This is a genomic window from Streptomyces sp. NPDC043896, assembly GCF_056435605.1.
Genome location: NZ_JBWKEE010000025.1, coordinates 125244 through 135518, shown reverse-complemented (window position 1 = coordinate 135518; position 10275 = coordinate 125244). Strand labels below are relative to the sequence as shown.

Genomic DNA, 10275 nt, shown 5'->3' with positions numbered 1-10275 from the left:
CCCCCCCCCCCCCCCCCCCCCCCCCCCCCCCCCCCCCCCCCCCCCCCTCCCCCCCACCCCCCCCCCCCCCCCCCCCCCCCCCCCCCCCAACCCCCCCACCCCCCCCCCCCCCCCCCCCCCCCCCCCCCCCCCCCCCCCCGGGGCCCTTCGGTCCGGGCTCCCGCCGTTCCGCTCAGGCGGAGGCGGGCGGGTACAGCCCGGCGGGCAGCTTGGCCGCCGCCGCGCGGTCCAGCAGCCACAGCGTGCGGGAGCGCCCGTACGCCTCCGCCGCCGGGGCCTGCACCCCGCCGGCGCCGCCGAGGGCGATGGCCACCGCCCCGGCCTTGTCCTCGCCCGCCGCCAGCAGCCACACCTCGCGGGCCGCGCGGATCGCCGGGAGGGTGAGGGAGACCCGGGTCGGCGGGGGCTTCGGCGCGCCGTGCACGCCGACGACGGTGCGCTCGGTCTCGCGGGCCGCCGGGTGCTCGGGGAACAGGGACGCCACGTGGGTGTCGGGGCCCACGCCCAGCATCAGTACGTCGAACCGCGGCACGGGGCCGTGGTCCTCGGGCCCTGCGGCCTTCGCCAGCTCGGCGGCGTACGCGGCCGCGGCGGCGTCCACGTCGGCGCCGTACGGGCCGTCGGAGGCGGGCATCGCGTGCACGCGCGCCGGGTCCACCGGGACGGCGTCCAGCAGGGCCTCGCGGGCCTGGACGTGGTTGCGCTCGGGGTCGTCGGCGGGGACGTAGCGCTCGTCGCCCCACCAGAGGTCGATGCGGGACCAGTCGACGGCGTCCCGCGCGGGGGCGGCGGCGAGGGCCGCGAGGAGGCCGTTGCCGTTGCGGCCGCCGGTCAGGACCACGGAGGCCGAGCCGCGGGCCGCCTGTGCGTCCACGATCTTCGTGATGAGCCGGGCGGCCGCGGCCTGGGCCATCAGCTCCTTGTCCCGGTGGACGACGACCTGGGGAGTCGTCATACCCATGTGCTGCCGCCTTCTTGGTAGTTCTGGGTGGTTGTCGCACCGCCCGCCGGTCCCCTGCGGGGCGGCCGGCCCGGAGCGGGTGGCCCTCGGCGGGGTTGCGGGGGTGCGCGGGTGCGCGGGTGCGCGGGTGCGCGGGTGCGCGGGTGCGCGGGTGCGCGGGTGCGCGGGTGCGCGGGTGCCGCTGCGCGGAGCCGTTCCCCACCCCGCCCCTTCCCGAAACCGGGGCTGTGCCCCGGACCCCCGTACGGGCGCTGCGCCCGTCGCCCCAAACGCCGGCGGGGCTGGATCTCCCAGCCCCGCCGGCGTTTGAGGCGCGGGTTCGGGCGGAGCCCGAGGAACGGTGGAAGGGCGGGCAGGGGACCGCTCCGCGCAGCGGCCCCCGTCCGGCTACTTGGCCGCCGCCCGCTTGGCCGGCTTGCCCGTCGGCTTCGCCGACGAGCCCTTGCCGCCGGATCCGGCCTCGGCACCGGCGTCGGCACCGGCACTGGCATCGGCGTCGGCCTCGGCCCTGGCACCGGCGTCGGCCTCGGCCCTGGCACCGGCGTCGGCCTCGGCCCTGGCACCGGCGTCGGCCTCGGCCCTGGCACCGGCGTCGGCCTCGGTACTGGCCTCGGTACCGGCACCGGTACCGGCACCGGTACCGGCGTCGGCCTTGGCACCGGTACCGGCGTCGGCCTTCGCAGCGGCAGCGTTACCGGCCTTGGCCGCGGCAGCGGTACCCGTACCGCCCGCCGCCGCCGTCAGGCGGGCGACGCCGAACTTCAGCGACGCCTCGTACGTGTTGTCCGGGTCCAGCCGGCGCAGCTCCTCCGCCAGCAGCTCCGCCGTGTCCCGGCGCTTGAGCGCCACCGCACGGTCGGGCTGGCCCGGCATGCACAGCGTCGCCAGCGCGCCGTCGGCCCGGTCCAGGACGATGACGCCGTCCTTGGTCTCCAGGCGTACGGCCGTCAGCCCCGGCCCGTCCGACAGGGTCCGCTTGACCGGGACCCCGAGGCGGTCCGCCAGCCACATGGCCAGCAGCTCGCAGCTCGGGTTCTCGTCCTCGCCCTCGACGGTCGCGGAGACCACCGACACGGCCTGCTGGTCCAGTGCGGCCGCCAGCATGGAGCGCCACGGGGTGATCCTGGTCCACGACAGGTCGGTGTCACCCGGCGCGTACGCGTCCGCCCGCAGGCCGAGGGCCCCGAGGGGGTCCTCGGACGAGTACGTGTCCGTGATCCGGCGCTGCCCCAGCGCGCCCAGCGGGTCGCCCGCCAGGTCCGCGGGAGCACCCTCCGGCCACCAGACGACCACGGGGGCGTCCGGCAGGAGGAGCGGCAGCACGACCGACTGGGCGTGGTTGACCAGTTCACCGTGCAGTCGCAGTACGACCGTCTCCCCGGTGCCGGAGTCCGCTCCGACGCGGAGCTCCGCGTCGAGGCGGGCGTCGCGGCGGCTGCGCGGGGAGCGGCTGATCCGCTTGACCACGACGACGATCCGCGAGGGGTGTTCGTGGGACGCGTCGTTCGCCGACTTGAGCGCGTCGTACGCGTTCTCTTCGTCGGTCACGATCACCAGCGTGAGGACCATGCCGATGGCCGGCGTGCCGATGTCCCGGCGCGCCTGCACCAACGCGGCGTTGATCTTGCTGGAGGTGGTCTCCGTGAGGTCGATCTTCATGGCCGGCGCCAGCTCCGTCCGTCTCGTGCGAGCATCTCGTCCGCCTCGACCGGCCCCCAGGTTCCCGCCGCGTACTGCGCGGGCTTGCCGTGCTTGTCCCAGTACTCCTCGATCGGGTCGAGGATGTTCCAGGACAGCTCGACTTCCTGGTGACGCGGGAAGAGGTTCGCGTCGCCGAGGAGGACGTCGAGGATGAGCCGCTCGTAGGCCTCGGGGCTGGACTCCGTGAAGGACTCGCCGTAGGCGAAGTCCATCGTGACGTCCCGGACCTCCATGGAGGTGCCCGGCACCTTCGAGCCGAAGCGGACCGTCACGCCCTCGTCCGGCTGGACCCGGATGACCAGGGCGTTCTGCCCCAGCTCCTCGGTCGCGCCCGATTCGAACGGCAGGTACGGGGCCCGCTTGAAGACCACGGCGATCTCGGTCACCCGGCGGCCCAGGCGCTTGCCCGTGCGCAGGTAGAACGGGACGCCGGCCCAGCGGCGGTTGTTGATCTCCAGGCGGATGGCCGCGTAGGTGTCGGTCTTCGACGCGGGGTCGATGCCGTCCTCTTCGAGGTACCCGACGACCTTCTCGCCGCCCTGCCAGGCCGCCGAGTACTGGCCGCGCACGGTGTGCTTGCCGAGGTCCTCGGGGATCTGGACGGCGCTGAGCACCTTCAGCTTCTCCGCCACCAGCGCCTTGGGGTGGAAGGAGCCGGGCTCCTCCATCGCGGTGAGCGCGAGCAGCTGGAGCAGGTGGTTCTGGATGACGTCGCGGGCCGCGCCGATGCCGTCGTAGTAGCCGGCCCGGCCGCCGATGCCGATGTCCTCGGCCATGGTGATCTGGACGTGGTCGACGTACGACCTGTTCCAGATCGGCTCGAACATCGTGTTGGCGAAGCGGAGCGCCAGGATGTTCTGGACGGTCTCCTTGCCCAGGTAGTGGTCGATCCGGAAGACCTCGTCACGGGGGAAGACCTCGTGGACGACCTGGTTGAGCTCTTCCGCGCTCTTCAGGTCGTGGCCGAAGGGCTTCTCGATGACGGCGCGCCGCCAGGAGCCCTCCTTCTGGGCCAGTCCGTGGTTCTTGAGCTGCTGGACCACCTTGGGGAAGAACTTAGGCGGCACCGAGAGGTAGAAGGCGAAGTTGCCGCCCGTGCCCTGGGCCTTGTCGAGTTCCTCGATCGTCGACTTGAGCGTCTCGAAGGCCGCGTCGTCGTCGAACTCGCCCTGGACGAACCGGCAGCCCTGCACCAGCTGCTGCCAGACCTCCTCACGGAAGGGGGTGCGCGAGTGCTCCTTGACCGCCTCGTACACCTCCTGGGCGAAATCCTCGTCCTGCCATTCACGGCGGGCGAAACCGATCAGCGAGAAGCCCGGAGGCAGCAGGCCGCGGTTGGCGAGGTCGTAGACGGCGGGCATGAGCTTCTTGCGCGACAGGTCACCCGTAACGCCGAAAATGACCAGGCCGGACGGCCCCGCGATGCGCGGGAGCCGCCGGTCCTGTGCGTCACGAAGCGGGTTCGCTCCGTTTACCGACAAAATACTCAGTCCTCCGCGGGGGCGAGGCGCTTCAGTTCCGCCTCGGTCGACTTCAGCAGGTCGTTCCAGGACGCCTCGAACTTCTCGACGCCTTCGTCTTCGAGCAGCTGCACCACATCGTCGTACGAGATGCCGAGCTTCGCGACCGCGTCCAGCTCGGCGCGCGCCTGCTCGTAGGTGCCGCGAATGGTGTCGCCGGAGACCTCGCCGTGGTCGGCGGTGGCCTCCAGGGTCGCCTCGGGCATGGTGTTCACGGTGCCGGGCGCGACCAGGTCCACCACGTACAGGGTGTCCTTGTAGGCCGGGTCCTTGACGCCGGTCGAGGCCCACAGCGGGCGCTGCTTGTTGGCCTGCGCCTTGTCCAGGGCGGCCCAGCGCTCGCTGCCGAACACCTCTTCGTAGGCCTCGTAGGCCAGACGGGCGTTGGCGAGGGCCGCCTTGCCCTTCAGGCCCTTGGCCTCGTCGGTGCCGATGCCGTCCAGGCGCTTGTCGATCTCGGTGTCCACGCGGGACACGAAGAAGGAGGCGACCGAGTGGATCTTGGAGAGGTCCAGGCCGGCGGCCTTCGCCTTCTCCAGACCCGCCAGGTACGCGTCCATGACGGCGCGGTAGCGCTCCAGGGAGAAGATCAGCGTCACGTTGACGCTGATGCCCCGGCCGATGACCTCGGTGATCGCCGGCAGGCCGGCCTTGGTCGCCGGGATCTTGATGAGGGTGTTGGGGCGGTCCACCAGCCAGGCGAGCTGCTTGGCCTCGGCGATGGTCGCCACGGTGTCGTGCGCCAGGCGCGGGTCGACCTCGATCGACACGCGGCCGTCCTGGCCGTCCGTCGAGTCGAAGACCGGACGCAGGATGTCGGCGGCGTCCCTGACATCCGCCGTCGTGATCATGCGGATGGCCTCGTCGACGGTGACCTTGCGGGCGGCGAGGTCCGCGAGCTGCTGCTCGTAGCCGTCGCCGCTGCTGATGGCCTTCTGGAAGATCGACGGATTGGTGGTGACACCGACCACGTGCTGCTGGTCGATGAGTTCGGCGAGGTTGCCGGACGTGATGCGCTTGCGGGACAGGTCGTCCAGCCAGATCGCCACGCCCTCGTCGGAGAGGCGCTTGAGTGCGTCTGCCATGGGAATTACATCTCCTACTGGTTCAGGTGCCGGTCTTCAGCGCGCGGCGGCGGTGATGGAGGCCTTGGCGGCTGCGGTCACGGCTTCGGCCGTGAGGCCGAACTCGCGGAACAGGACGGCGCCGTCGGCCGAGGCACCGAAGTGCTCCAGCGAGACGATCCGGCCCGCGTCCCCGACGTAACGGTGCCAGGTCAGGCCGATCCCGGCCTCGACCGCGACTCGCGCCTTGACGGAGGGCGGCAGAACGCTGTCCTTGTACTCCTGGTCCTGCTCCTCGAACCACTCGACGGAGGGCATCGAGACCACGCGCGCCGGGACGCCCTCGGCCTGCAGCGCCTCACGCGCGGCGACGGCGAGCTGGACCTCGGAACCGGTGCCGATGAGGACCACCTGGGCGGGGCCGCCCTCGGCCTCGAACAGCACGTAGCCGCCCTTGGCCGCGTCGTCGTTGCGCTCGTACGTCGGAACGCCCTGGCGGGTGAGCGCCAGACCGTGCGGGGCGCCCTTGCCGAACACCTTCGTGTGGCGCTTGAGGATCTCGCGCCAGGCGACGGCGGTCTCGTTCGCGTCCGCCGGACGGACGACGTTCAGACCCGGGATGGCGCGCAGCGAGGCGACGTGCTCGACCGGCTGGTGCGTCGGGCCGTCCTCGCCGAGGCCGATGGAGTCGTGCGTCCACACGTACGTCACCGGCAGGTGCATCAGCGCGGAGAGGCGCACGGCGTTGCGCATGTAGTCGGAGAACACCAGGAATGTGCCGCCGTAGATGCGGGTGTGGCCGTGCAGCGTGATGCCGTTCATGACGGCGGCCATCGCGTGCTCGCGGATGCCGTAGTGGATGGTGCGGCCGTACGGGTCGGCCTCCGGCAGCGGGTTGCCCGCCGGCAGGAACGAGGAGTTCTTGTCGATGGTCGTGTTGTTGGAGCCGGCCAGGTCGGCCGAGCCGCCCCACAGCTCCGGGATGACCGCGCCGAGGGCTTCCAGGACCTTGCCGGAGGCGGCGCGGGTGGCGACGCCCTTGCCGGTCTCGAAGACGGGGAGCTTGTCCTCCCAGCCCTCGGGCAGTTCGTTGGCCTCGATGCGGTCGAAGGCGGCGGCGCGCTCCGGGTTGGTGGTGCGCCAGGCGGAGAAGTCCTTCTCCCAGGCCGCGCGGGCGTCCCGGCCCCGGTCCACCAGGCCGCGGGTGTGGGCGATGACGGCGTCGGAGACCTCGAAGGTCTGCTCCGGGTCGAAGCCGAGGACGCGCTTGGTCGCGGCGACCTCGTCGTTGCCGAGGGCCGAGCCGTGGGAGGCCTCGGTGCCCTGGGCGTGCGGGGCGGGCCAGGCGATGATCGAGCGGGCCGCGATGAAGGACGGGCGCCCGGTCTCGGCCTTGGCGGCCTGGAGGGCGGCGAACAGGGCCTTCGGGTCGAGGTCGCCGTTGGCCTGCTGCTCGACGCGCTGGACGTGCCAGCCGTACGCCTCGTAGCGCTTCATGGTGTCCTCGGAGACGGCCGTCTCCGTGTCACCCTCGATGGAGATGTGGTTGTCGTCCCACAGCAGGACCAGGTTGCCGAGCTTCTGGTGGCCGGCCAGCGCGGACGCCTCGTGGGAGATGCCCTCCTGGAGGCAGCCGTCGCCCGCGATCGCGTAGACCATGTGGTCGAAGGGGGAGGTGCCTTCGGCGGCCTCCGGGTCGAACAGGCCGCGCTCGTAGCGGGCGGCCATGGCCATGCCCACCGCGTTGGCGATGCCCTGGCCCAGCGGGCCGGTGGTGGTCTCGACGGCGGCCGTGTGGCCGTACTCCGGGTGACCCGGGGTCTTCGAGCCCCACGTGCGGAACGCCTTGAGGTCGTCCAGCTCCAGGCCGAACCCGCCCAGGTAGAGCTGGGTGTACAGGGTCAGGGACGAGTGCCCCGCGGAGAGCACGAAACGGTCACGGCCGACCCACTCGGGGTCCGACGGGTCGTGCCGCATGACCTTCTGGAAAAGCGTGTACGCGGCGGGGGCCAGGCTCATCGCCGTACCGGGGTGTCCGTTCCCGACCTTCTGGACCGCGTCGGCGGCCAGGATGCGGGCGGTGTCGACGGCCCGCTGGTCCAGTTCGGTCCACTCGAGCTCTGGGGTGGTCGGCTTGGTGCTCACCGTTGGTCAGGGCTCCTCTCCACATGTTGTTTTGCCGGTGACGAACGGTGACACCGGCGCGATTCCGAGCCTACCCCCGCCAAGGCGTGCGGCTATTCGAGTGCAGGCAGTGCGTCGCCGTCCCGGCGTCCGCCGTTCACCTGGGATCCGCCGTCGGTGATCTTGCCGTCGGTCCGATCGGCTCAACACGAGGCGACCCCCGCGCAGGGCGGGGCAAGAGCTACGTCTACAGTGGCGTGGTACGCGCAAGCCTTTACCGAGCCTTCATTTACTGGAGGCATCGCTTCGGAAGCTTGCTGGATTCTCTCTCAGGGGTGTGCGTGACGGCCGTCGAATCCCGTCCAGCGGGGGTGCTCGGGACGAGCCCCGGTCACCGGCCGTTCGGGGCCCGGGCCATGGCTTTCGTGGCTTTGACCAAGCCGCGGATCATCGAACTTCTGCTGATCACCACAGTGCCGGTGATGTTCCTCGCCGAGCAGGGCGTGCCGTCGCTGTGGCTGGTGCTCGCCACCTGCTTCGGCGGCTACCTGTCGGCGGGCGGCGCCAACGCGCTCAACATGTACATCGACCGCGACATCGACGCGCTGATGGACCGTACGTCGCAGCGGCCGCTGGTGACCGGCATGGTGAGCCCGAAGGAGTGCCTGGTCTTCGGCATCTCGCTCGGGGTCGTCTCGACCCTGTTCTTCGGTCTGCTGATCAACTGGCTGTCGGCCGCGCTGGCGCTCGGCGCGCTCCTCTTCTACGTCGTCGTCTACACGATGCTGCTGAAGCGGCGCACCGCGCAGAACATCGTGTGGGGCGGGATCGCCGGCTGCATGCCGGTGCTCATCGGCTGGTCGGCGGTGAAGAACGAGGTCTCCTGGGCCGCCGTCATCCTCTTCCTCGTCATCTTCTTCTGGACGCCGCCGCACTACTGGCCGCTGTCCATGAAGGTGAAGGAGGACTACGCGCGGGTCGGCGTGCCGATGCTGCCGGTGGTGGCGGGCAACAAGGCCGTCGCGCGCCAGATCGTCCTCTACAGCTGGGTGATGGTGGCGGTCTCGCTGCTGCTGACCCCGCTGGGGTACACGGGCTGGTTCTACACCTCGGTCGCGCTGCTGGCCGGCGGCTGGTGGCTGTGGGAGGCGCACGCGCTGAGCGCCCGGGCCAAGGCCGGGGTGACGGGCGCGAAGCTCAAGGAGATGCGGCTCTTCCACTGGTCGATCACCTACGTGTCGCTGCTCTTCGTGGCGGTGGCCGTGGATCCCTTCCTCCGTTGATTACTCGCCGGTAGCATGCCGTCCATGGCAGAGACCGCAGACACCGCAGACACCTCCGGGGCCGCAGCGCCCGCGGACAAGAAGCACAGCCGTACGGCGGCGAAGCTGGCCCGGCAGATCGGCGCGTTCGCCAAGCAGCACGGCGGCGCCGAGGGCCAGCTCGCGCACATCGGCCAGGCCGGCACCCGGATCGTGCTCGTGGGCACCGACGGCGGCTGGGGCGACCTGGTCGCCCCCACCTACGCCGTCGCCCAGCTCGCCGCCGAACAGGCCGGGCTGACCCTCCACGAGGAGTTCGACGGGGAGTTCGCCGCCCGGGTGAAGACCGGCCCGTACGAGTGGACCCGCATGGCCGGGATCCAGGTCGGCGGCCCCGCCAACCCGGCCGCCTGAGCCCTCCGGGCGCCCGGATCCTCGAACAGGGGGGTCGGTCAACAGAGCGGGCAATACTTCACACCCCGCTCACCCGTTAGGACGTGTGGAAGCCGCTTCCTCACGTCCGCAACGGGATGCCCGGATGATCGAAACGCCGCCCCTGGTGGACCAGCACTGCCACGGAGTGCTCCGTACGGAGCTGGGGCTCGCCACCTTCGAGGCCCAGCTGGCGGGCCCCGCCGGCCCGCCCGCCCCGGGCACCACCTCCTTCGACACCCAGACCGGCTTCGCCGTGCGCCGCTGGTGCCCGCCCCTGCTCGGGCTGGAGCCGCACTGCGCGCCCGCCCGATACCTGGCCCGGCGGCGCGAGCTCGGGGCGGCGGAGAGCACCCGACGGCTGCTGCGGGGCTCGGGGACGGGCGCGTACCTCGTCGACACCGGAGCCCCGGGGGATCTCACCGGCCCCAAGGAGCTGGCCCTGGCCGGGGACGCGCAGGCCTTCGAGGTGGTCCGGCTGGAGTTACTGGCCGAGCAGGCCGCCGACACCTCCGGGACCGTCTCCGCCCTCCTCGCCAACCTCGCCGGAGCCGTCCACCACGCCGCCGCCGGAGCCGTCGCCTTCGCCTGCGGGGCCCGCACCGGCTGCGCCGCCGCCCTGGCCGGGGACCCGCAGCCGCCCGGACCGGGCGAGGTGCGCGGGGCGGCCGGGCGGTGGCTGGCCGGGCGGAGCAGGGGAGAGCCGCTACGGGACCCCGTGCTGCTGCGGCACCTCGTGTGGAGCGCGGTGGCCTCGGGGCTGCCGCTCCAGCTGCACACCGGCGGGTCCGGCCCCGAGCCGCTGACCGGGTTCGTACGGGCCACCGCGGGCCCCGGCACGCGGCTCGTGCTCAGCGCCGGCTACCCGTACCACCGGCACACGGCCCGCCTGGCGGCGGCGTACCCGCACGTCCACGCCGACCTCGGACCGGCCCTCGCCCGCACCGGGGCGCGGGCCGGCGTCGTACTGGCCGAGACGCTGGAGCTCGCGCCGTTCGGGAAGCTGCTCTTCTCCAGCGGCGGGCGGAACCTGCCCGAGCTGCACGCCGTCGGCGCGCTGGTGTTCCGCGAGGCGCTCGGCCGGGTCCTGGGCGGCTGGGTCGCCGAGGGGGCCTGGTCGTGGCAGGACGCGCAGCGCGTCGCGGGAATGCTCGCGGCCGGCAACGCCCGGCGCGTCTACCGGCTCGACGAGCGCGGCTGACGGCGCCGGG

General features: G+C 72.4%; 8 protein-coding genes. 3 read left to right on the top strand and 5 right to left on the bottom strand.

All coding sequences use genetic code 11. The features are described 5' to 3' along the window. Positions 1 to 172 precede the first annotated feature (172 nt). The 5 genes from pgl to tkt form a co-directional block, all read right to left on the bottom strand. Positions 173 to 955, bottom strand: a complete 783-nt coding sequence (pgl, locus tag AC069X_RS30620; RefSeq protein WP_478733614.1) for a 6-phosphogluconolactonase — start codon at positions 953 to 955, stop codon at positions 173 to 175. A 393-nt stretch (positions 956 to 1348) separates the two neighbouring features. Then, positions 1349 to 2620, bottom strand: a complete 1272-nt coding sequence (opcA, locus tag AC069X_RS30615; protein WP_478733602.1) for a glucose-6-phosphate dehydrogenase assembly protein OpcA — start codon at positions 2618 to 2620, stop codon at positions 1349 to 1351. After that, a complete protein-coding gene (gene zwf / locus AC069X_RS30610) occupies positions 2617 to 4146 on the bottom strand; it encodes a glucose-6-phosphate dehydrogenase (RefSeq protein WP_478733612.1) in 1530 nt (509 codons plus the stop codon). Before zwf ends, opcA begins: the two co-directional genes overlap by 4 nt. 2 nt (positions 4147 to 4148) lie before the next feature. Next, positions 4149 to 5267 (bottom strand): transaldolase, encoded by a 1119-nt coding sequence (tal, locus tag AC069X_RS30605; protein ID WP_478733600.1) that lies wholly within the window; start codon positions 5265 to 5267, stop codon positions 4149 to 4151. A 36-nt stretch (positions 5268 to 5303) separates the two neighbouring features. Next, positions 5304 to 7391: a transketolase gene (gene tkt / locus AC069X_RS30600; protein ID WP_478733598.1), complete on the bottom strand. Its 2088-nt coding sequence runs from the start codon at positions 7389 to 7391 to the stop codon at positions 5304 to 5306. A 314-nt stretch (positions 7392 to 7705) separates the two neighbouring features. On the opposite strand from tkt, the gene AC069X_RS30595 reads away from it, so the two are divergent. The 3 genes from AC069X_RS30595 (at position 7706) to AC069X_RS30585 (ending at position 10265) form a co-directional block, all read left to right on the top strand. Beyond that, on the top strand, positions 7706 to 8653 hold the full coding sequence (locus tag AC069X_RS30595) for a heme o synthase (RefSeq protein ID WP_478733610.1): 948 nt from the start codon (positions 7706 to 7708) through the stop codon (positions 8651 to 8653). 15 nt (positions 8654 to 8668) lie between these two features. Continuing rightward, the gene (locus AC069X_RS30590; protein WP_478733596.1) at positions 8669 to 9046 is read left to right on the top strand and encodes a hypothetical protein; all 378 of its coding nucleotides are present in this window, start codon (positions 8669 to 8671) and stop codon (positions 9044 to 9046) included. Positions 9047 to 9170: 124 nt separating this feature from the next. Beyond that, entirely contained in the window at positions 9171 to 10265 is a 1095-nt protein-coding gene (locus AC069X_RS30585) for an amidohydrolase family protein (RefSeq protein ID WP_478733594.1), read from the top strand. Positions 10266 to 10275 lie beyond the last annotated feature (10 nt).

Excerpts from the sequence above, each read along its gene's own strand:
- AC069X_RS30585 (WP_478733594.1), top strand. The coding sequence starts at position 9,171 with ATGATCGAAACGCCGCCCCTGGTGGACCAGCACTGCCACGGAGTGCTC.
- AC069X_RS30590 (WP_478733596.1), top strand. The coding sequence starts at position 8,669 with ATGCCGTCCATGGCAGAGACCGCAGACACCGCAGACACCTCCGGGGCC.
- opcA (WP_478733602.1), bottom strand. The coding sequence starts at position 2,620 with ATGAAGATCGACCTCACGGAGACCACCTCCAGCAAGATCAACGCCGCG.
- tal (WP_478733600.1), bottom strand. The coding sequence starts at position 5,267 with ATGGCAGACGCACTCAAGCGCCTCTCCGACGAGGGCGTGGCGATCTGG.
- pgl (WP_478733614.1), bottom strand. The coding sequence starts at position 955 with ATGACGACTCCCCAGGTCGTCGTCCACCGGGACAAGGAGCTGATGGCC.